General features: G+C 44.2%; 21 protein-coding genes. 10 read left to right on the top strand and 11 right to left on the bottom strand.

All coding sequences use genetic code 11. The features are described 5' to 3' along the window. Together C1X04_RS03395 and ggt are read left to right on the top strand one after the other, a co-directional pair. Nucleotides 1-1614 (top strand): TRAP transporter large permease, encoded by a 1614-nt coding sequence (locus C1X04_RS03395; protein ID WP_110575731.1) that lies wholly within the window; start codon nucleotides 1-3, stop codon nucleotides 1612-1614. Nucleotides 1615-1801: 187 nt separating this feature from the next. Next, nucleotides 1802-3559: a gamma-glutamyltransferase gene (gene ggt, locus C1X04_RS03390; RefSeq protein ID WP_137169176.1), complete on the top strand. Its 1758-nt coding sequence runs from the start codon at nucleotides 1802-1804 to the stop codon at nucleotides 3557-3559. On the opposite strand, the gene C1X04_RS03385 is transcribed toward ggt, so the two are convergent. The 6 genes from C1X04_RS03385 to C1X04_RS03360 all read right to left on the bottom strand — a co-directional run bounded on the left by C1X04_RS03385 (nucleotide 3556) and on the right by C1X04_RS03360 (nucleotide 11039). After that, complete coding sequence (locus C1X04_RS03385; RefSeq protein WP_137169175.1) at nucleotides 3556-4308, bottom strand: GGDEF domain-containing protein; 753 nt, start codon at nucleotides 4306-4308, stop codon at nucleotides 3556-3558. The genes ggt and C1X04_RS03385 overlap by 4 nt on opposite strands. A gap of 28 nt (nucleotides 4309-4336) precedes the next feature. Continuing rightward, nucleotides 4337-5098 (bottom strand): sulfite exporter TauE/SafE family protein, encoded by a 762-nt coding sequence (locus tag C1X04_RS03380; RefSeq protein WP_137169174.1) that lies wholly within the window; start codon nucleotides 5096-5098, stop codon nucleotides 4337-4339. A 94-nt stretch (nucleotides 5099-5192) separates the two neighbouring features. Then, nucleotides 5193-6551: a sigma-54 dependent transcriptional regulator gene (locus C1X04_RS03375; protein ID WP_110575740.1), complete on the bottom strand. Its 1359-nt coding sequence runs from the start codon at nucleotides 6549-6551 to the stop codon at nucleotides 5193-5195. Beyond that, nucleotides 6551-8842: an ATP-binding protein gene (locus C1X04_RS03370; RefSeq protein WP_245927045.1), complete on the bottom strand. Its 2292-nt coding sequence runs from the start codon at nucleotides 8840-8842 to the stop codon at nucleotides 6551-6553. The genes C1X04_RS03375 and C1X04_RS03370 overlap by 1 nt, the downstream gene beginning before the upstream one ends. Before the next feature lie 147 nt (nucleotides 8843-8989). Next, on the bottom strand, nucleotides 8990-9967 hold the full coding sequence (epmA, locus tag C1X04_RS03365) for an EF-P lysine aminoacylase EpmA (RefSeq protein ID WP_137169173.1): 978 nt from the start codon (nucleotides 9965-9967) through the stop codon (nucleotides 8990-8992). Nucleotides 9968-10151: 184 nt separating this feature from the next. Beyond that, the gene (locus tag C1X04_RS03360; protein WP_137169172.1) at nucleotides 10152-11039 is read right to left on the bottom strand and encodes an EamA family transporter; all 888 of its coding nucleotides are present in this window, start codon (nucleotides 11037-11039) and stop codon (nucleotides 10152-10154) included. 290 nt (nucleotides 11040-11329) lie between these two features. Between C1X04_RS03360 and C1X04_RS18615 the strand changes: the two genes are divergently transcribed. The 3 genes from C1X04_RS18615 to C1X04_RS03350 all read left to right on the top strand — a co-directional run bounded on the left by C1X04_RS18615 (nucleotide 11330) and on the right by C1X04_RS03350 (nucleotide 13750). Next, nucleotides 11330-11731, top strand: coding sequence for a GntR family transcriptional regulator (locus C1X04_RS18615; RefSeq protein WP_254682323.1), 402 nt, complete (start codon nucleotides 11330-11332; stop codon nucleotides 11729-11731). Next, complete coding sequence (locus C1X04_RS03355) at nucleotides 11674-12645, top strand: PLP-dependent aminotransferase family protein (protein WP_254682374.1); 972 nt, start codon at nucleotides 11674-11676, stop codon at nucleotides 12643-12645. Before C1X04_RS18615 ends, C1X04_RS03355 begins: the two co-directional genes overlap by 58 nt. 112 nt (nucleotides 12646-12757) lie before the next feature. Further along, complete coding sequence (locus C1X04_RS03350; RefSeq protein ID WP_137169171.1) at nucleotides 12758-13750, top strand: NADP-dependent oxidoreductase; 993 nt, start codon at nucleotides 12758-12760, stop codon at nucleotides 13748-13750. Between the two features lie 174 nt (nucleotides 13751-13924). Here the strand turns inward: C1X04_RS03350 and C1X04_RS03345 are convergent, their stop codons facing one another. Further along, complete coding sequence (locus C1X04_RS03345; protein WP_137169170.1) at nucleotides 13925-14653, bottom strand: SDR family oxidoreductase; 729 nt, start codon at nucleotides 14651-14653, stop codon at nucleotides 13925-13927. A gap of 255 nt (nucleotides 14654-14908) precedes the next feature. Between C1X04_RS03345 and C1X04_RS03340 the strand changes: the two genes are divergently transcribed. After that, nucleotides 14909-15346 carry a DoxX family protein gene (locus C1X04_RS03340; RefSeq protein ID WP_110575752.1) on the top strand — a complete coding sequence of 146 codons (438 nt, stop codon included), beginning with the start codon at nucleotides 14909-14911 and terminating at the stop codon, nucleotides 15344-15346. 129 nt (nucleotides 15347-15475) lie between these two features. Here C1X04_RS03340 and C1X04_RS03335 read toward each other — a convergent pair whose 3' ends face one another. Next, entirely contained in the window at nucleotides 15476-16000 is a 525-nt protein-coding gene (locus C1X04_RS03335) for a nuclear transport factor 2 family protein (protein WP_110575754.1), read from the bottom strand. 132 nt (nucleotides 16001-16132) lie between these two features. Here C1X04_RS03335 and C1X04_RS03330 point away from each other — a divergent pair, with 132 nt between their 5' ends. Next, nucleotides 16133-16543: a helix-turn-helix domain-containing protein gene (locus C1X04_RS03330; RefSeq protein WP_137169169.1), complete on the top strand. Its 411-nt coding sequence runs from the start codon at nucleotides 16133-16135 to the stop codon at nucleotides 16541-16543. A gap of 82 nt (nucleotides 16544-16625) precedes the next feature. On the opposite strand, the gene efp is transcribed toward C1X04_RS03330, so the two are convergent. Next, on the bottom strand, nucleotides 16626-17201 hold the full coding sequence (gene efp, locus C1X04_RS03325) for an elongation factor P (protein ID WP_110575758.1): 576 nt from the start codon (nucleotides 17199-17201) through the stop codon (nucleotides 16626-16628). Between the two features lie 187 nt (nucleotides 17202-17388). Here efp and epmB point away from each other — a divergent pair, with 187 nt between their 5' ends. Continuing rightward, entirely contained in the window at nucleotides 17389-18432 is a 1044-nt protein-coding gene (epmB, locus tag C1X04_RS03320; RefSeq protein WP_254682322.1) for an EF-P beta-lysylation protein EpmB, read from the top strand. A gap of 6 nt (nucleotides 18433-18438) precedes the next feature. On the opposite strand, the gene C1X04_RS03315 is transcribed toward epmB, so the two are convergent. Further along, nucleotides 18439-19722 carry a ribonuclease J gene (locus tag C1X04_RS03315; protein ID WP_254682321.1) on the bottom strand — a complete coding sequence of 428 codons (1284 nt, stop codon included), beginning with the start codon at nucleotides 19720-19722 and terminating at the stop codon, nucleotides 18439-18441. A 214-nt stretch (nucleotides 19723-19936) separates the two neighbouring features. On the opposite strand from C1X04_RS03315, the gene C1X04_RS03310 reads away from it, so the two are divergent. After that, nucleotides 19937-20869, top strand: coding sequence for a hypothetical protein (locus C1X04_RS03310; protein WP_137169168.1), 933 nt, complete (start codon nucleotides 19937-19939; stop codon nucleotides 20867-20869). A gap of 56 nt (nucleotides 20870-20925) precedes the next feature. On the opposite strand, the gene C1X04_RS03305 is transcribed toward C1X04_RS03310, so the two are convergent. Then, nucleotides 20926-21303 carry a YIP1 family protein gene (locus C1X04_RS03305; protein ID WP_110575762.1) on the bottom strand — a complete coding sequence of 126 codons (378 nt, stop codon included), beginning with the start codon at nucleotides 21301-21303 and terminating at the stop codon, nucleotides 20926-20928. 176 nt (nucleotides 21304-21479) lie between these two features. Between C1X04_RS03305 and C1X04_RS03300 the strand changes: the two genes are divergently transcribed. Then, nucleotides 21480-21956: an NYN domain-containing protein gene (locus C1X04_RS03300; protein WP_110575764.1), complete on the top strand. Its 477-nt coding sequence runs from the start codon at nucleotides 21480-21482 to the stop codon at nucleotides 21954-21956. The last annotated feature ends 79 nt before the right edge of the window (nucleotides 21957-22035 follow it).

The following is a 22035-nucleotide window of genomic DNA, read 5'->3' as shown; positions in this document are numbered from 1 at the left end:
GTGGAATCAATCATTCTATTTTCATTGGTAATCGTCCTGCTATTTGTGGGCTTACCCGTTGGTATATCTTTGGGCTTATCGTCCATACTGTTTATTACTTTTTTCTCGCACGACTCCTTGTCGTCTGTGGCTATTTCTCTGTTCGGGGCAGGTCAACACTATACCTTGCTTGCTATCCCGTTTTTCATCATTGCCTCGTCTTACATGTCGACTGGTGGCGTAGCGAAACGTTTGATTAACTTCGCCATTGCCAGTGTCGGTCACTTTCGTGGTGGCTTGGCGATGGCATCGGTATTGGCGTGTATGATGTTTGCAGCTCTGTCTGGATCCTCTCCAGCAACGGTTGTTGCCATCGGTACTATCGCCATTGCGGGTATGACGCAGGTGGGTTACTCAAAGGAATTCGCGGCAGGTATCATTGCCAACGCTGGTACATTGGGTATTTTGATTCCACCATCCATCGTGATGGTGGTATATGCCGCATCTGTTGACGTATCGGTTGGCCGTATGTTTTTGGCTGGGGTTATACCTGGTTTGATGGCGGGCGGTATGCTGATGTTGGCGATCTATGTGGTTGCTCGTATCAAAAAGCTACCAGCTGAAGAATGGAAAGGCTTTGGCAACTTAATCCGTGGTGGTAAAGAAGCTGGCTGGGGCTTGTTCCTTGTCGTTATCATCATGGGTGGTATTTATGGTGGTGTATTTACGCCAACAGAAGCCGCGGTTGTTGCTGCTGTTTACTCTATGTTTATCGCCTTGTTTGTTTATCGCGATATGGGGCCTTTAAAAGGCAAAACATGGACGAACGACAATGACGCACCTCATGCACGTGTTGGCTTCAACGGAACGGTATATGGCGTGTCTTTCTTCCTTGTTTGGGAAATCATGTCATTCTTCGTGTTCGCTGACAGCGAAACCGTCACTGGTGGCGACCGTGCGATTTGGGGCGCGATCATGTCTGTCGCTTTGGCTATATTTTATGTCTACAAACGCTCTAGCAAGCTAGAAGAGTCTATTGGCGCTTGTTTGGCTGCCGGCATGCCAATCTGGGGCCGTAACTTGTCCATGATGCTTCGTGGTTTCTTCCCTTCTTTGTTTGGTGAAGAGTCTCGTAAAGTTATGCTAGAAGGTACAAAAACAACGGTTATGTTGATGTTTATCATCGCCAACGCTCTGTTGTTTGCTCATACCTTATCTGCAGAGCGTATTCCGCAAATGATCACAGAGTGGATGCTTGGCGTTGGCTTTAACTGGTTCACCTTCCTGATCGCGGTGAATATCTTGTTGTTGATTGGTGGTCAATTCATGGAACCATCAGGTTTGCTGGTTATCGTGGCTCCTGTGGTATTCCCTATTGCGATGGAACTGGGCGTTGATCCAATTCACCTTGGTATCATCATGGTTGTAAACATGGAGATCGGCATGATCACGCCGCCGATTGGTTTGAACCTATTTGTTACCTCTGGTATTACCGGCATGAGCTTGGCGCGTGTAGTAAAAGCGGCGATGCCATTTGTATTAGTACTGATGGTGTTCTTGGTGATGGTCACTTACATCCCAGCTCTATCTACTGCATTGCCGTACAGCATTATGGGACCAGAAATCGTTCAATAACCATTTCCACCCAAACCGTACTCAATACAGTACTCAATAAATTTATAAATTTTGACGCCCTTCGGGGCGTTTTTTTTGTTTATTGTTTACAACTTTACAGCACTTTTTCCTCTTCACTCTATGGTAGTTTTTTGTTCTGATGCGTTAAGGTACTTTTCATTCATCTGCATCTATAAGGATTTTACTGATGCTAACAACACGTTGGTTAAAAACATTTCGCCTTATCCCCTTACTTGCTTTTAGCTCTTTTACTTTTGCTGCAGAGCAAGCCGCGGACGCTGTCGCGCCAGAAGAAGCCAGCGGTGTAGAAAAGAAAACCCTAGCTCACGCTGAGAAGTTTATGGTAGCAACTGCCAACCCTGAAGCCACACAAGTGGGCTATGATATTCTCAAAGCGGGCGGTTCCGCGATTGACGCTCTAGTGGCTGTTCAAATGGTTCTTGGCTTGGTTGAGCCTCAATCATCAGGGTTGGGAGGTGGTGCATTCGCAGTGTATTACGATGCCACTAATCAGAAGCTAACGACCTTTGACGGCCGAGAAACCGCCCCTCAAGAAGCCACACCCGAGCTTTTCCAAGATGAAAATGGTAAACCGCTTGCCTTTTACGATGCCGTTGTTGGTGGGCGTTCTGTTGGTACTCCTGGCACAGTCAAATTAATGGGGGTACTGCATGAACGCTATGGCACTTTGCCATGGGAAGATTTATTAACACCTGCAACAGAGCTTGCCCAAGAGGGCTTTATTGTTTCACCGCGCTTAGCAAACGCAGTCAAAGGCAGCGCCGAAAAATTGTCCCGCTACCCAGAAACCAAGGGCTACTTCTTCAATTTAGACGGCACACCTATTGAAGCGGGAAGCCGCTTACAAAACACACAGTATTATGACACTCTGCGTTATCTTGCCACATACGGGGCCGATGAGTTCTACACTGGGCAAATCGCTAATAAGATTGTCACTAAGGTGCGTGGCGCTCTAGACAATCCTGGCGTTTTGTCTGAGCAAGACTTTCTCAGTTATCGCGTCAAAGAGCGCGCTCCGGTGTGCTTACCTTATAAAGAATACGATATTTGCGGTATGGGACCACCAAGCTCGGGCGCATTAACGGTTGGGCAGATTCTCGGCATTACCGCACAGTTCGATCTTGCGGCTTTGGGTCCAAACTCACCCGAAGCATGGCAAATTATTGGCGATGCTTCCCGCCTTGCTTTTGCCGACCGTGGTCGTTACATGGCAGACACTGATTTTGTGCCTATGCCCCAAGGCTTATTGGATCCGTCTTATTTAGCCGACCGAGCGAAACTTATTACCAAAGGCAAGGCTTTAGACAGTGTAGATGCTGGTAAACCTGAGTGGCGTCATCCGATCAAACAAGCTGACGATATTGCAATTGAACTCCCTTCCACCAGCCATATTTCCATTGTAGATAAAGATGGCAATGCTGTGTCTATGACCACCACCATTGAAAATGGCTTTGGTTCACATATGATGAGCAATGGTTTTTTGCTTAATAATGAGCTGACTGACTTTTCCTTTAAATCTCACCAAGATGGCTACCCAATTGCGAACCGCTTAGAACCAGGCAAACGCCCTCGTTCCTCTATGTCGCCAACTATTGTGATGAAAGACAACAAGCCTTATTTGGTCGTAGGCTCGCCAGGCGGCTCTCGTATTATTGGTTATGTTGCTAAAACGCTTATCGCACACCTTGAATGGGGAATGGATATTCAACAAGCCATCAACCTGCCAAATATGCTAAATCGCTTTGGTACATTTGATCTCGAAAAAGGCACTGAAGCAGCGTCTTACGAAAGTGCGCTCAAGGAAATGGGCTATAAGGTATCGATACAAGACTTAAATTCTGGAATACAAGGTATCGTCATTGAGCCAGATGGTTTACTCGGTGGTGCTGATCCAAGACGTGAAGGTTTAGTATTAGGAGATTAATGTCTACTCTCAGGTAGATAAACTTGATAGCAATCTCGCCCTGAGTTTTTGGCTTGGTAAAGGGCGAGATCTGCGTATTTAAAAGCGCTTTCAATAACGTTTTTTGAGTTATTTTTATTAATCGAGATGCCAATACTCACAGAGCAAGATACTTTCTTATCGTCCTGCTCTATTACGCACTCCCGCATGGTTCGGCAAATTTGAGCGGCAACAACCTCAGCGTCTTGTTGCTTAACATTTGGCAAAAATAAAGCGAACTCTTCACCGCCAAGACGACCAACAAAACTAGGACTTGGTGCCACTTTTATTAACACGCAGCCCAATTTCTCCAACACTTTATCACCACACAGATGACCGTGTTGATCATTAATACTTTTAAAGAAATCCATATCGAGAATTAAAAAAGCAAAAAAACGATTTTGATTAAACTCATCAGACAGCCAATCACTGGCTTGCTGATAAAAGTATCGACGATTAGAAGTAAGGGTTAAGCTGTCAGTCCTTGCCAACAAGGTCATATCTTTTTCTAAAAGATCCAACTTATAAAACATGCTCACCAGATGCCAAGAAAGCAATGGCGCAAGAAAGATCGGAATCAAAGTGGCACGGAGAATGTCTTCAAACCAAGTTGTTTCAAAACCCCAAAAGACAGAAATGAGAACGTTTGCAACATTCGCCAAAATCACGGCTAAAAAAGTAATGACACCGACAAGTTTGACTCGACCAATGGTCTGGAGCTTTTCTCTCATACTTATTTCCCTCGGGAAAACATCGCAGTTACAGCGTTAGTAAAGTCATGGATTGCCAAATTAATCTAAATGCCATTAACGTTAATATCATGTTAAACACGCGATGAAAATAACGCTCTGGCATACGTTTTAATACTCTAAGGCCAACCCAAGTCCCTATTGCACCACTCACTATCATACAAGCTAACAAAGGCAACCAAGCGAGTAACGGAAACCCAGCCGCTTCAAACACCGCTATTTTCAAGACATGTTGTAACGACATCGCGGTTGCAAACGTAGCAACGGTACGAAAACGATCCGCATGAATCTGCTTTATAAAGGCCGCTACTAAAGGGCCTGTAGCGCCAGCAAACAAAGTAATAAAGGTCGTTACGCCACCCGCCATTGCGGTTCCCCAAGGACCAAGCACGACCTTAGGTAACTTTGGCCCCCAACATAAATACAAGATAAATAACGCAATGGTTAAATACATAATAGCAGGTGGTAAGGAAACCAAGACAAAGCTACCAATAAACGCCCCCAACAAAGCGCCAGGCAAAAACGTGGCAATGAGTTTCCAATCGATATGACGCCAACTCATTGCCGCTCTTCCAGCATTAGAGCCTAATTGCACAACACCATGCAGAGGGATAATTAATTGTGGTGGCAGAACTTGCGCCATAATACCTAGCAACATTACACCGCCACCGGCACCAAAACTCGCAGTAAAAAAAGACGTCAGCCCTGAAACGACAACGAGTAAAAGGAAAACATGCACTGAAACTTGCTCGAACAAGGAAACTAGAATCATAAAATCAATAACATCAAAAGAAATGAAAGTAGCAGAATAGCAAAATGGGCCCCTGAAATATCAGCAAGCCCATTCCAATTAGTGATACAGAAAATTATTGCTTGTAGATATCCTTATCTAAACCATACTTGCGCATCTTGTCGTAGAGCGTTTTTCTCGGTAGGCCTAACGCGTCCATTGTGCCTTTGATAGAGCCTTTTTGACGTAATAGCTCTTGCTCTAGCAAGGTTTTTTCAAAACGCTCCATTTGTTCGGGTAACGTCATCACTCCTGGGTTGTTTTCATTAATGATGATTTGATCAAATTCAAATGACCCCGCTTCGCCCATCAACACATATCGTTCAGCAAGATTACGCAGCTCACGGACATTCCCCGGCCAGTCGTAATTTAATAAACTGTGCATCCTTGCGGCTGAAAGCGCTTCTGCCTCACGCTTATATTGAGCAATAGCCACCAAACAAAAGTGCTGCCAGAGCAAAGAAATATCGTCCTTACGCTCTCTTAGTGGCGGAATATCGACTCGTACTACGTTGAGCCGATAGTACAAATCTTCTCGAAAAGTTCCTCCTTCACTGAGCTGTTTCAGATCAACTTTGGTCGCAGCCAAAATTCGCAAATCCAGATCTATTGCCGTGTTAGACCCCAAACGCTCTAGGCGACGTTCTTCTAAAACTCGCAACAATCGAATTTGCATCGACATCGGCATACTTTCAATTTCATCAAGGAATAGCGTACCGCCATTCGCATGCTCTAGTTTGCCGATACGCTGAGTTTTCGCATCCGTAAACGCACCTTTTTCATGACCAAATAATTCAGATTCCATAATCGAATCTGGCACTGCGCCACAATTGATGGCAACAAAAGCATGACCTCTACGAGAACTATGCTCATGAATATAACGTGCCACTAGCTCTTTACCTGTGCCAGTTTCACCTTGAATCAAAATATCTGCAGCAGTATCTGCTACATGCAGTAAAGCCTGACGCAAACGATGAATTCCCGGTGTGTTGCCTATAATCCGAGGGCCAGGTGCATTCTGAGCCGCCAATTCCAAGCGCAAATTACGGTTTTCTAATGTCAATCGACGCTTATCAGAAGCGCGACGAACAACCTCTAGAAAGTCTTCATTCGAAAATGGCTTCTCTATAAAGTCGTACGCGCCATCACGAATTGCACTCACCGCCATGCTGATATCACCGTGCCCAGTGATCAAAATAAACGGAATTTCAGCATCTATTTTTTTGACTTCTTCAAACAACTCTAAGCCGCTTTTACCCGGCAAATTAATATCACTGACAATCACGCCAGACCAATCAAGAGAAAGCTTTTCAATGACTCCCTGAGCCGATACAAACTCAGCAACATCGAAGTCTTCGAGCTGCAATGTCTGCGAGATCGCCATGCGCACGGCTTGTTCATCATCAATTAATATTACTTTCTTACTGTCCGGCATTAAGATTCCTCTGTTACAACTGACTGAGATGACTGATGCTTAAAGCGAGGTAGACTAACACAAAACTCGGCACCGCCTTCAGTTAGGTTTTTGGCGCTAATTTGACCGCCCATCACATCTACAATTCGCTGGCTAATGGATAAGCCTAACCCCAAACCTACCCCAGAAGATTTGGAGGTAAAAAATGGTTCAAAAAGGTGTTTGGTCGCCTCTTCACTCAAGCCATTGCCTGTGTCTTGCACACAAATCTCAATCTGATCTTCTGTTGCTCTTTGCTTGATAAACACTCGTCGTTCATTATTTATATCTTCTAAAATCGCATCCGCAGCATTGGCTAATAGATTTACCAAAACCTGTTCTAAAAAGACCATATCACCATTTACAAGAAAGCCTTTATCTTCGGCCACTACCAGCTCGATTCCCACTTCCTTGTAACGTGGAGTCATTATTTTTAATGCCCCCATAATCGCTGTTTGAACCGCTATAGGACCTTGCTGCACATCGCCTTTTCGGGCAAATACCTTAAAACGCGCAATAATGTCTCCCATGTGATGACCCAGCTGACTTATATGCTGCAAGTTAGCGTGAGCCTGTTCATATTGACCACGGTCTAAAAACTTCAAACCATTTCCAGCAAAGGCCCGAATAGCTGTTAATGGTTGGTTCAATTCATGGTTTAAACCCGCACTTAATTGCCCCAATACGGCTAATTTTGCCGTTTGAATAAGCTCTCTCTGGGTGCCTTTATGTTCCTCAATTTCTTGACGAAGTCGAATGTTAGCGTCTTCCAATTCAAATGTTCGTTCTTTTACTCGTTCTTCAAGCTCAATTCTGGCCTGAGTAATGTCTTGTTCAAAGCGTTTGCGCTCTGTCATGTCATGGAAAGTAACCAAGTAACTTAGACGATTCGGTAACTGCATCTGACACAAAGCCATCTCTACCGCTACCGCTTGATCTGAATAACACAGATACCCTTCGCGGGTTAGGACTTTGACTCCCAGATCATTAGCGACCGTTAACAGATCGTCATGGGAAGACACCTTTGGACCACTTTTATTATAGGGCTGAAATAGCTTATCCAAAGGCTCTCCAACCAAGGGTGCTAATGGTTGACCAACCAATTTCTCAACAGCGGGATTAAACGATTCAATCCTATAGTGCTCATCTAAGGTCACCAAACCAGCCTGTGTATTTTGTATTACTTCACGAATATAAGCTTGATTGTGACGAGTCATTTCATTGGCGTCTGATCGCTCGCGCAACATACGGCTGCGCAACAGTGCAAGTCCAAACAGCAACCCAGTGATAGTCACACCGCCAGCAAAAATCGCTCGCCATAGAGAAATTTCTTCGTTAATGGTTTTCAGTGGCGCTAATATGGATATTTTAAAATTCAATAACCGAATAGGGCGACTCATTCGTAAAAAAGACTGCCTTTGTAATACCTCCACGCCATCAACGACAGTGTTTTCCAGAATATCAATTTCTTGGGATTTATCATCAAACGGCTTCTGATAAACAATCGCCAACTTCTCTATGGATTTACCGTAATAACGCTGAGATTCCGCAATACGTTGCAACTCAGTATGTGACAACTCGCCCAATACTCGATACAGCCAGCTAGAACGTGAGCTACTAAATACAATGCCGTCAGGGTCTAATAGTAAGAATTCGTAATGTTGATTAGCAAACCGCTTTTCGAACTGTGTTAAGTCTACTTTTACAACAGCGACACCTATAATAGAATCGCCTTCATAAACAGGATATGAGAAATAATAACCACGGCGATTTGATGTTGTACCAAGGGCATAATAACGTCCCGGCTTGCCTTGCATCGCGTCTTTAAAATAAGGGCGAAAAGCAAAATTACGCCCGACAAAACTGGCTGTTTCTCGATAATTAGAAGCAGCGATAGTCAAACCCTCAGTGTTCAAAATGTAGCTATCAGACGCTTCTGTAATGCGGTTAATTTGCTCTAGTTCACGGTTAAGTTGATTGATATCCGATTCAAAACCGTCGCGAAGTGCTTTGCTGACACGGTCATTGGATGCCAATAATGTTGGCATATGTTGGTATTTAGCGATCGCATTTTCTAACACACTGGCAAGCTGATTTAGTTGCCCAAAAGAATCAATCCGCAATTCTTTCACTTGCTGATTTCGTAACGCTTCTCCCCCCTTCCAAATAGACAAAGCAGAGATGATAAAAATAACGATATATAGCCAAAAAACATGCTTTTTCATGTTGTTAGCATCGAACAATTTCGCAACAAAACGATTACTTTGATTCAAGTGTGTGTCCTAATATATGTGCCAACGAATACATGTCTTCGATTGAATTCATTAGGTCTTTCAGGCGTTTTTGGATAACAGGTAAAATTGTGCACCTTTTATGAACTTTATGAAAGGCAGAGAAGGTCAGACTAACTGACCTTTTGCTCACGCTCGATTATGGGCAAACGGCAAAACATCAGCAATGTGTGACTTATGACACAGTAGCATCAACAAACGATCCACGCCCAACGCCACACCTGCGCACTCTGGCAAGCCATTTTCTAACGCGGTAATTAAGCGCTCATCAAACTGACGGTTCGCCAAACGCATTACCGTACGCGCTGCTTTATCTTCGGCAAATCGTCTGGCTTGTTCTTTAGCATCGGTCAATTCATGATAGCCGTTTGCCAGCTCCATGCCTTGCCAATACAGCTCAAAGCGCGCTGCCACCAACTGCCCTTTCTCATCTAAATGAGTCTTGGCAAGCGCCGCCTGAGAAGCAGGATAACTATGGATAAAGCAAGGGGCGGACTGACCAATTGCAGGTTCGACCACACTGGAGAAAAGCAACTCAAGCAAGGTGTCTCGGTCCTCTTCTTGCAAGCCGTATTCTGTATGTTCATGGGCGCATTTTTGCAATTCAAGTAAGGTTGCGTTGAAAGGATCAAGTTCGGTATGGCGTAAAAACGCCATTTGATAACTCAGCCGCTCGCAAATCAGCGTTTCGTCATTCAATAGAACCGACAACAGATCTTGAATCTCATCCATCAATTGCCAATGGTCAAACCCTACTCGATACCATTCCAACATCGTAAATTCGATGCTATGGCGACGGCCAATTTCCTCAGCGCGGAATACTTTTCCCAACTGATAAATAGAACCCGAACCCGCGCACAATAAACGCTTCATAGCGAATTCTGGAGAGGTTTGCAGATAATAAGTAAGGTCTTGGCCTTGGGAACGTGTTTGACTGGTCAACACTTCAATATGTGGATCCGTAATACTGCCCAAAGACAGACATTGAGTGTCCACCTCCATCACCTCACGGGCATCGAAAAAAGCGCGAATGGCTTTCAGTAACTGCGCGCGCTTTTGTAAAATCGAAAGGTCAGCACTGGGTTGCCATAAAGAAGCGTCGTACATAAAAAACACTCTGAAAAATAAAATGCATGATAACAAATACAGCGTGAAAAATGGGCTTATTTCCCCTTCAATGCCTTAGTTACGATCTTTACGACCGATCGACAATTCTTGGCTAGGCATAAAACTAACCGGCCACAATCACCGCTATTGGCTTCATAGTAAGCTTGTTCCTCACGCTCTTAATTTATATATTTTTCGTTCGTCTAAAAAACATCAATTTCGGCAATGCCATTTGCCCGACAAACAGACCTAGCAATATCAGCACCGCAGCGATTATCTGACTCGGTTCAATTGGCTCATGGTAAAACCAATAACCGCCCAAGATACCAAACACAGGCACCAGTAACGTCATCGGTGCAACACTCGAAACGGAATATGTCATGATCATCTTATTCCAAAACCAGTAACCCAATAATGTCGTCGGGTAAGCTTGAAAAAGAATCGAAAATAACGTCCACGAGGTAAATTGGCTCGGCAGCTCGGTAACAACGTATCTTCCTTCGAAAATAACCGCAAGCAATAATAGTGGCAAAGGTGCAAACGCCATTCCCCAGATATTAAAAGCAAAAATCGCTTTGGTGTTCGCGCGCTTTACAATCAAGCCATTCACACTCCAAAAAACCGACGCCATCAATACCAGCACCAAACCTTTGCCCGTCACCGAACCACCATCAGCTTGCATAATCAACACCAAGCCAATTAGAGCCAATCCAGCACCCAGCAACTTATTACGAGTAATGGTTTCGTTTAAACATAACCAACCCACCAGCAAGCTACTGACAACACTCATATCCAATAACAAAGACGCCATACCCGCCGAGACACCCGCGCCAATCGATAACGTCGTGAATCCCCACACGCCGACACCAAAAGACAAACCATAAGCAATCAGATAACGCCATGGAACATCTGGCTTTTTAATAAAAAAGATCAAAGGAAACACCGCAAAACTGAATCGCAACGCAGTGAGCACTAAAGGATGAACACTGTTCACACCCAGCTTGATCACACTAAAATTCAATCCCCATAACGCCATCAAGGCAAACAGCAACCCAAAGTCTCGTAGTTTCATTATTCGTTCCTAAATTTTCTAATCGTAGATGAGCGCCACAACATTCCAATAAACGCCGTATTTCGATGAGCTAGGCGCTAGTTCCGAAAAAACATAGCTTTCAAGTATCACAACGAACTCGCGTGTTGAGTCAGTGTGGTGATTCTTGAGGTAGGCGATAGTTTCGAAAAGAAGCGCCACACTGACTCAACATGTCCACAAGTATCACTAGAAAACAAAAAAGAACACAGATTCAATTTTTGATAAAAATAAGAGTACAATTTGGAAAAGGAAATATTTCTGGAGAGGTTATGGCGCTTTACGAAACACTGGCTCAGCATTTTATTGACGACATACAAGCGCAAAGACTGCCAGCGGGAAGTCGTTTACCAGCTTTACGAACCATGGCGAAACAACATCAAGTCAGCATGACCACAGCGACTAAAGCCTACGATTACCTTCAGCAAACAGGTTGGATTTATGCTCAGCCTCAATCTGGTTACTTCGTTGCCAACCAAATAGAAAGTACAACCTTTCCAAGTCTCGATATCAGAGGGATTGAACAACGAGACCCAAAACGCTTCGCGCCACTAAATGGCTATAACCCTGCTTCAGCGCTTTTCAGCCCACTTGGCACCTCGATGATTTCGCCAGAATTACAGCCGAGCACTTTCGTCACAACAGTATTTCCTTTTCAGCCGCGGACTTTGTGATCACTAATGGCTGTATCGATGCGGTAAGACTGGCGATAGAAAGCGTGACGAAAGAAGGTGACACCATTGCCATTAGCTCACCCTGTTTTAGTGGCTTGCTCGATTTACTCAGCGCCCTATCTCGTAAAGTAATTGAAATTCCTATGAGCGATCAAGGCTTGGATTTAGACCATCTGGAAACCTTGATACAACAAGGATTGATTAAAGCTTCCCTGTTTAGCACCTCAAATATGAATCCAACGGGTATGACGCTGCCCATTGAGCAAAAACAAGCTTTAGCCAAACTCGCTGCACAATACAAAACGCCGATGATAGAAGACGACGTCTATTTCGAATTAAGCCACCAAAAACAGCAGACATTGCCAGCAAAATATTGGGATAAAGAAGGTTACGTGATTTGGTGTGGGTCTTTTTCAAAAACCTTAGCGGCAGGACTGCGTCTTGGTTGGTGTATTCCTGGGCGATATTTGACGTCTTACCTCAATCAACACGCCTTAACCAGCTTTGGCGTGAATGGACTGATGCAGTCCTGCATGGCGGAATTTATTAACACTGGGGAATATAGTTCTCATGTGAATAAAATTCGTACGGTTTTGAACCAGCACATCCATCATTATCAGCAATGTTTGATCGAGCATTTGCCTAAACAAGCCAAAATCAGCGCACCACAAGGCGGGATTGTACTGTGGGTGCAAGTCCCCGGGCTAAATGCGGTACAGCTTGAAAAAGAAGCCAATAAACAGGGCATCGACATCCGCAGCGGCGCGTGTTTCAGCACCCATGATTTTTATCACGATTGCTTCCGCATCAACTGCGGCTGGCCGCTCGAAAACACTGGGGATAAACACAGTACTTATCAACAATTGATCAGTTTGTGCGACAAAATCAGTGATTTGATAAAAACAGAAAGTTAACTAGGCAGGAGTGTTTGCACCTTTACTCCTTTAAACCTAACCTTTAGATCAATAAAAGCGCCCCAAAGTCTGTAGATAAATATTAAGAGAAACACTAAGAGGATTATTTGATATGTCTTATCGCTCGGTAAAATTGGTTAAACGCCCTACTCTAGAAATCACTGAAGATGTCTTCAACATTGTGACTCAAGACATTCCAAAGCCAGCAGAAGGCGAAGTATTAGTTAAACTTTCCCATCTTTCTTTAGACCCTGCTATGCGTGGTTGGATGAGCCCAGATGAAAACAGCTACATTCCGCCAGTAAAGTTAGGGGATACCATGCGTGCCAGTGGCATAGGCGAAGTAGTTGAATCCAACAATGAGAAATTCCCTGTCGGCACTCGCGTTATGGGGCTTATGGGTCTAACTGAGTATGCGATCAGTGATGGTAATGGCTTGAACGTCATTCCAAAAGAATTGCCTGCTGAGGCAATATTATCCGTTATAGCCCTACCCGGCATTACCGCTTATCACGGTGTGTTTGAAGTACTTAAACCAGAAGCAGGTCAAACACTTATTGTCACAGCAGCGGCAGGTTCCGTTGGTTCACTAGTGGGGCAAATGGCTAAGAATCTCGGTTTAAACGTGATAGGCGTGGCAGGCTCTGATGAGAAATGCCAATGGCTCACCAAAGAACTCGGCTTCGATCATGCGATTAATTACAAAGACGCAGATTTTGTTGAACAACTGACAAATGCCACTCCAAACGGCATCGATCTTTTCTTTGAAAATACAGGCGGCACAGCACAAGGTCCGATCTTTGAGCGCATGAACCCTCATGGCCGGATTGCTGTATGTGGCCTCATCGCTGAGTATCAAAAAGAAGAAGCTTCCCCAGGACCAAGCTGGATAGGCATCATCAAACGCCGACTAACAATCCAAGGCTTCACCATGCCAGATCATTTTCATCGTATTCCAGAATACGGTCAGGCACTGGGTGCCATGCTAGGCAAAGGCGAGCTGAAATATCGTGCCCATGTGATTGAAGGCATCGAAAGCGCGACCAGCGGCATTAACTTGCTATTTGAAGGTAAAAATACCGGCAAGCTGATTGTTAAACTGTAGAACTTTTCGACGATAAGATTTAGTAGAAGCGTAAAAGGGGAATGGTTAAACGACCATTCCCCTTTCTAGTCTATATCAGTTTAATTCCTAACCATTTAATTCCTAACCAACTTTGGCATTAATAACCAAACCATTATTGTCATTCCCGCGAAGGCGGGAACCCAGTGAAGCGAGCTAAAGGTCAAATTGCGACGGCAACATCACCACGTCCCGAATCGTCACATGACGCGGACGCGTTAACATGAAAATCAGAGCGTCGGCCACATCACTGGCTTCCATCAAGCTCCCCTTTGTCTTAGCTTCTGCCAGTTTGTCAGCAGGCCAATCAGATAATAAAGAGGTAATCACTGGGCCTGGCGATACTGAGCCAACGCGTATGCCATGCTTGCTGACTTGTCTACGCACGGTTTGCACAAAACAATTCATCGCCCATTTTGACGATGCATAAACGGGCTCCCAAGGCGTTGGAAAGTGACCAGCTAACGAGCTGGTTATTAAAATATCGCCCACACCACGTTCTATCATATGCGGCAAAACATCACGCACATTTTTAATGACCACGTTGATATTCAGGTTCAACATTCTATCTATGGCGTCATTGTCTGCATCCACTAGATCACCGCCCACATACAAACCGGCATTCGCGTGAAAAATATCAATCACCTTAGATTTTTCTAAAATTTTAGACACCATTGCAGAGCAAGCCACAGGGTCCAGCAAATCTATCGCCAGAGTCATGACAGCATCGCCATGTTTTTCTTGTAAGACTTGAAGTGCCTTTTCATCGCGGTCAACGATGACGACTCTAGCCCCTTCGGCTATCATGCCTTCAACACTTGCCAACCCAATTCCTGACGCACCGCCCGTTACCACGGCGACTTTTCCGATTAATGCTTTAGACATGTTGATTCTGCTTATTGTTTTTAAAAGATATCAACACGCTATCATTCTAGTCACCCAAGGTTCTGCTACTTTTTTGCTTATAACTAAACCAAATAGGGAGATTTCCCAATAAAACCACTTTCAAGTGGGTGTTTCAGGCAATGTTCAATTTTATTGATCATTTACCTCAAAAAACTCCGTTACTCTATTTCTTTTTTTTATATATAGTACATATCACTGAACCAAAACCTCCCCCTAACAATAAGGAAACTAAAAATGGCATCTTTCATTCAAAACATTACAAGCACGACGTCTGGTATTGCTAGCACTATTCTGCGTATTCCAGTCGGTCTCATTCTTATGGCACATGGTGCACAAAAGCTATTTGCTATGTTTGGCGGTTACGGTCTTGAAGGGACAGGTCAGTTCATGGCGTCTCTTGGTTTAGAGCCTGGCTATTTGATGGCGCTTTTAGCGGGCAGCGCTGAATTCTTTGGTGGCTTAGCCTTGGTTATCGGTTTATTGGTTCGCCCAGCTTCTGTCGTTATTGCCTTCACTATGCTAATTGCAATCGTAACTGTGCATATTTCAAACGGTTTATTCATGGCAAACAACGGCTACGAATACGCCCTAACGCTATTAATCGTTGCAGTTTCTTTGGTATTCAGCGGCGCAGGTTCTTACTCTGTTGATAAAGTCATTTCAGCTAAATAACGAATCACTTTACTAAGCTGTCATTATTGTAAATAAAAACCTCGATCCCTGTAGAAGGAATCGAGGTTTTTTTATGCTTTATGAAGATCAGAATAAGAAGAGCGAAAATACGAATAGCACAACCAAGGATTATGGACTCAAATCTGGGCTTTCATTCATCAATGAAGAATCCCAATGCTCCATCGCTTTGCCATCTTTAATACGCCAAGTATCAAACCAAGCTGTGGTATAAGTGCCATTTTCAGTTTTTACCTTACGTCGTGTGATCACGGTGACTAGATCACCTTCCGCCATCACTTCTGCTACAGGCCAATTCAACTTATCCGCAACGGGTTTAGGCTTAGTTTTCAGTATTTCAGTAAAGAAATACACCACGGCATCACGCCCATTCGCCGCATTTGGATTGTGTTGAATATAATCTTTGTCAATAAATTCTGGCGCCCTATCCCACTGATTCGCTTCTAATAACACTTTCAGAATATTGTAAACCACCTGTTTATTCGCATGGAGTTTTGGATCATCACTTACAAACAAAGCATCCGCATCCGCTCTAGCCACGACAGGAGTAGCAGGGGAAATGGCGGCAGATTGATCGGCGTACGCTGGAATATTTGTCACAGCAGCTAGGAAAGCCGCCAAAAACACTCTTTTCATTGGGTTATCTCCTGCATAAAATCGTTACTCTTTGATTAGTCTATTAAAAACACTAGATGTATATTAGAGAGTAATGACCCATTGTAAATAAGGCAGTTTTTAAGCAGTAAGTAACATAGAGGTAACTACCTAATGGACAATTCAGATCAAACAAGCCCTAAGTCAAAAACGCCATTGCATAATAAACAGAACACTAAAGCATTTGAGGCTTGCCCAATTCGCGACGTGCTAGATAGAGTTGCAAACAAATGGAGCCTGTTACTTCTTCTGACGCTAGCCAGCGAAGCTCACCGATTTAGCGCATTGCGTCGCGCCGTTCCCGATATTTCACAACGAATGCTGACTCAAACATTACGAGATCTTCAGCATGATGGTTTTATCAGTCGCCATGTTTACCCGACAGTACCACCAAGCGTGGAATACAAATTAACCTCACTTGGTCACTCGCTACTTGAACCATTACAACAATTAACCAAGTGGGCTGACGCCAACCACGATGCAATCCGTGCCGCACGTGCAGAATTTAAACAAAATGCTGTTTAATGAAAAAACAGCCGTTTAGAAACAAAAAAGCCCCGATAGTTTCCTATCGGGGCTTTGTTCATTCATCACGCTAAATCAGGAATTACTTACCTGTAGCGCGAGAAACGTATTCACCTGTACGAGTATCAATACGTAACACTTCACCGATGTTGATAAACAGAGGTACACGAACCATAGCACCAGTTACCAAGTATGCAGGTTTAGAACCACCGTTGGCGGTATCGCCTTTTACACCAGGATCTGTGTCTTTCACTTCAAGTTCAATGAAGTTCGGTGCAGCAACGGCCAGCGGAGCGCCATTGTATAAAGTCACAACGTATCTTTCTTGCTCTTTTAGCCACTTAACCGTTTCGCCTACTGCAGTTTCATCTGCCGCATGCTGTTCAAAAGAACCATCAACGGCCATAAAGTGCCAGAACTCACCGTCGGTGTACAAGTACTCCATGTCGGTGTCCATAACATCGGCAGATTCAAGCGTGTCGCCTGATTTAAAAGTACGTTCCCACACTCGACCAGAACGTAAGTTACGCAATTTCAAGCGGTTAAAGGCTTGGCCTTTACCTGGTTTAACGTGTTCGTTATCGATAATCGCACATGGATCACCATCAACCATTACTTTAGCGCCGCTGCGCATATCGCTGGTAGAAATATTAGCCATACATCCTCACAGTATATTTTTAGAGAAAAGGCTCTGACTGGCGTATCATGTCAGTCCCAAGATCTCTGCGAACTTCTTTTTACACCATTTAGAACCACTAAATAGGCAAGTAAAAAGAGCGTTTGCAAAGATCTCGGAGAGCCACTGGCCGAATCGGCCCAAATAAGTTGGCGCAATCATAACCCAAATGAACACAATTTTGCAGATATTTGACGTGATCCCTATTCAAACAAAGAACAATTTAAGCTGGTCTCAGCACCTATCACAGGCCTTAACCTCCTTACCTGAGCTAGTTGAGCACCTAGGCTTACCAAAAAGTCTCGCTCAAGAAGGCATTGAGGCTCACCAAAGCTTCAAATTATTAGTGCCTCGCCCTTATTTGTCTCGCATTGAATATGGCAACCCCAATGACCCCTTACTTTTACAAGTGCTGCCCAGCGCCATAGAAATGCAAAAAGTTGCAGGTTACACAAAGGATCCATTAGAAGAAGCCGACCACAACCCGCAAAAAGCCATTGTGCACAAATACAAACGCCGTTTATTAGTCATCACCACGGGCACTTGCGCAGTAAATTGCCGTTACTGCTTCCGTCGTCATTTTCCTTATGGTGATAATCAGCTGGCGCAAGCAGAGTGGGACTCGGTAATCGACTATTTAAAAGCGCACCCAGAGGTTAACGAAGTCATCTTAAGTGGCGGTGACCCCTTGATGATGAAAGATAGCTTGCTCGCTGATAAAGTCCGTAAGCTTGATGCTTTACCGCAAATAAAGCGCCTACGCATTCATTCACGTTTGCCGGTGGTGATTCCTGATCGTGTTTGCGACGACATGTTGGCGTGGGTCAAAGCCAGTCGCCTAGACATCGTCATGGTTTGGCACATAAATCATGCCAACGAAATGGATGAAGAGCTTGCTCAGGCAGCCTACAAGCTCAAAAAAGCAGGGGTGACCTTGCTCAACCAAGGCGTCTTATTAAAAGGTGTGAACGACTCCGTAGAAGCTCAAGTGAACTTGAGCGAGGCGGTGTTCAGTGCCGGCATTTTGCCTTACTACATGTTCACGCTAGATCCGGTAGAGGGCGCAGCACACTTTGATATCAGTATCGAAGACGCACAACGCTTAATGGGTAAAGTCGCTGCTGAGCTACCAGGCTACTTAGTGCCAAGGCTTGCCAAAGAGATCCCTGGAAAATCAGCGAAAAGCGTCTTCGCACCTCTTCTCGATACTTAATATTCGCTACCTTAACAGCGCAATACGGCCTACTTTTACTTGCTGGCGTCGAATACTCACATTCGGCGCTAGCTGATATAAATCACCATTTCGACCAATTAACTGATCCGGCACATGACTGAGTTTGGCCACTTCAGCGTGAGCATCCAAATGTTGCGGTTCGCCATGAACGGGAATGGCCAATTGTGGTTGAACCCACGTATAAAGCTGCTTAAGTTCTTCACGACAAGGATGACCACTTACATGAATGGTTAAGTCCGTTTCATGGGCTTGCAAGGTGCGGATTTTTCGGCCTTTAAATTGTTCAGCCAATCTGTCTATGGCGTGTTCATTACCTGGAATTCGCATGGAACTGAAAATCACCAAATCGTCGGCTTCCAAACTCAAGTCAAAACAGTTATCTGCGGCCAACCGATTCAAGGTTGCTCTTGGCTCCCCTTGGCTTCCCGTCACCACCGCCAATACTTCTTCCCTCGGCAAATATCCTAAATGCGCCGCATCGATGATCGGCAAATCATCTGGCCAATGCCCTGTGGCTCGAGCTGCGCTGACCATGTTTGTCAGCGATCTTCCGATCAAGGCAAGGTAACGACCCGTTTCTTTTGCCACTTTCCCTAGTGCCACTAAACGCGCGACATTGCTGCTGAAACAACCAACCACAACACGGTTCTTTTCTGCCTCAATGGTTTTTAATAAGCCCTGATAACAATCGCTTTCAGAAGGCGAAAAACCGTCTTTCAGAGCATTGGTAGAGTCGCACACCATGGCAAGAATGTTTTCTTTGGCTAATGCTTGAAAGGCTGCGGGAGAAAACGCATCACCCAAAATTGGCTTTTTATCGATTTTCCAATCGCCAGTATGAAAAATTCTTCCTGCCGGTGTATCGATGGTCATCGCATAAGGTTCAGGCACAGAGTGTGTTAATCCCAACCACTTAACATTAAATACGCCAATCTTTTTGGTTTCATTTTCTTTTACTTCAATGATTGGCACTTGATCTGTCAACCCAACTTGAACCAACTTACGGCGCAGCACTTCGGCGGTAAACGCCGTGGTGTAAACTGGACATTTGAAACGTCGCCACAAAAAAGGCAAAGCGCCCACATGGTCTTCATGGGCATGAGTAATAACGATGCCGGCTAATCGCTCTTTTTGCTCGCTGATAAAACGCGGGTCGGCGCAAACAATTTCGGAAGTACGTAGGTCATTAGGCGTTAATGGCTCATTGAAAGAAACGCCACAATCCACCATCAACCACTGACCATCGTGACCATAAAGGTTCATGTTCATGCCTATCTCGCCAGTGCCACCTAAAGGCAAAAACCACAAATCCTCTTGTGAGGGAATCAAAGATGAAATAACGCACTCCTTGTGAATCAAAACAGAAAAGTAGCCTGTTGTGTGTCTATACTACGCACTTTCCGATAATATCTCAGCTTAGAAATCAGGCGAAATGCTTTTTGCCTCTCTTTGTAAGCACTGTTATTTATCGATGGATTTTAAATTGGACAATATCGGAAACAAACTTAAGAACGGCCTTGGCAAAGCCATCACCTACTTTATTTTACTCTCCTGCATGGCTGTTTTAGTTATCTACGCGGTGCAACGCTTTGGTGGGGATTACGCAGAACAAAAGATTCAAGAACAACTAGAGCTATCTGGTCTCGCTCCTTTTGTTCATTACGAAAGCGTTCATTTAGACCCTTTTACCCTCACCCCTTCGTTAGAAAATGTTAGTTTCGGTAACGAGTATTCTCCTTGGCTAAGATTTGCCAGAATTTCTTTGAACAGTTATCCGATTAACTACCCAGATCTCGATGTGGATTTTTGGATTCAAGAAAGCCCAATAGACAGCCTATCCCGCGATACAAGAAGACTAATGCGCGCTGCTGGGATCGAAACCTTACTGGGTAAAGGCTCTTTTACGTCGAAAGTTGAGGGCAACAAGGTCTCATCAAGCTTCAAGTTGGACATTAAAGATATTGGCAAGCTGGCATGGGCGTCAGATATCAGCTTATTGAATAAAAACATTGCGATGGATAATCTGCGCTCCGATGTTCTTGCCTCTTTTGCATTAGGCCAACCAGAAGCGCTCCCGATCATCTATGGCGATGCTATTGAGGTGCATTCTTTGGAGGTGGAATACGAAGAGTCGGGGTTAATCGCTCACTTAGTTCCTAAATCAACGATCACCCTCGACTCAAGAGAAAATCAGCTAAACGGAATAAAGTACGCAAGCCAGGCTCTGGGGCTGGCACCTGCCAACTCGGAAGAAGCAGAACATATTGCGAATACGTTACTGACCTTTTTGCAAAAGCCAGAAAAACTAAACCTAACCTTATCACCCACTTCTGCTATCAGCTTAAAAGAGATCGCACTAATGGTAAACGAAGGCAAGCTTTATAAAGACAGTAAGATGGAACTATCAAATAAGTAGAACGCTTATTTACAGCCCAAGCGCCGAAGCGCATGGGCTGTATAAACCAGCAGAGTCTAAAAAGGGTTAAACATTTCGCGATAAGACTGGTTAGACGTTGCTCTGGCAATACCTTTCACCATTCTGAAAATCGACCAAATCCAGACAGCAAATAACACAATATAGCCGATAAAAAAGAACGCCAGTATCACACCAATCACGCTCCAGAAAATCCCCCACCAGAAAGTGCTAATGATATTGGAATAATGATCTTCAAAAAATGTTCCGCGCGCTTCGTCAGCCTTCACCATGGCCCAAATAGCACCAATCAACCAAAATACACCCGTAAAGACGCCTAGCAACATAAATATATAAGCAATCACCACATTGCTCTTTGCATTCTCTTCTCGCGCTGTCAGCGGTCGAATCCGGTTGTCGGGGTCAAATCCAGACATATAAAAAACACTCCGTTCTGTAATAAAACTTATTTACTAGCCATAATGGGGGCACTTTGAAAATTATCGCCTCTTCTTATCCTGTTTTATGATTTCTTTTCACTTCGAATACTTGTAACGTGTCCTCAAACACCACCTTTCAGTTCATAGCAACCACCAACAAATCTAGGAAGACGATGACCAATATAACTATTCTAGTCGATGTTCAAAATGTCTATTACACCACAAGACAAGCTTTTGGACGCTCTTTCGATTACAACACCTTTTGGCAACAGGCCACTGAAGGTCGAAATGTCGTCAAAGCCATTGCTTACGCCATAGACAGAGGTGATGAAAAACAACGTCAATTTCAAAATATCCTTCGAGCCATTGGATTCGAGGTAAAACTAAAACCTTTTATCCAACGTTCTGATGGTTCAGCAAAAGGTGACTGGGATGTAGGTATTGCCATCGATGGTATCGAATATGGCAAAGACAGCGATGTGCTGGTGTTGCTTTCTGGGGATGGCGATTTCGATATCCTCGCCAAAACGCTGAGAGAGAAATACCAAACTAGGGTAGAAGTCTACGGTGTTGAATCCTTAACTGCACAGTCATTAATCAATGCCGCAGATGACTTCACCGCTATCGGTAACAAATTGTTACTTAAATAGATAAAACTCATCTATATTTTTAAGAGAGAATATGTCGCCTTAAGCCCCCTTACTGATTATTTTATATACAAAAAGTAAA

This window comes from Marinomonas sp. FW-1 (genome assembly GCF_005222245.1).
Taxonomy (GTDB): domain Bacteria; phylum Pseudomonadota; class Gammaproteobacteria; order Pseudomonadales; family Marinomonadaceae; genus Marinomonas; species Marinomonas alcarazii.
Note: the sequence above shows the minus strand (reverse complement) of the source record. Positions and strands in the feature narration are given on the sequence as shown.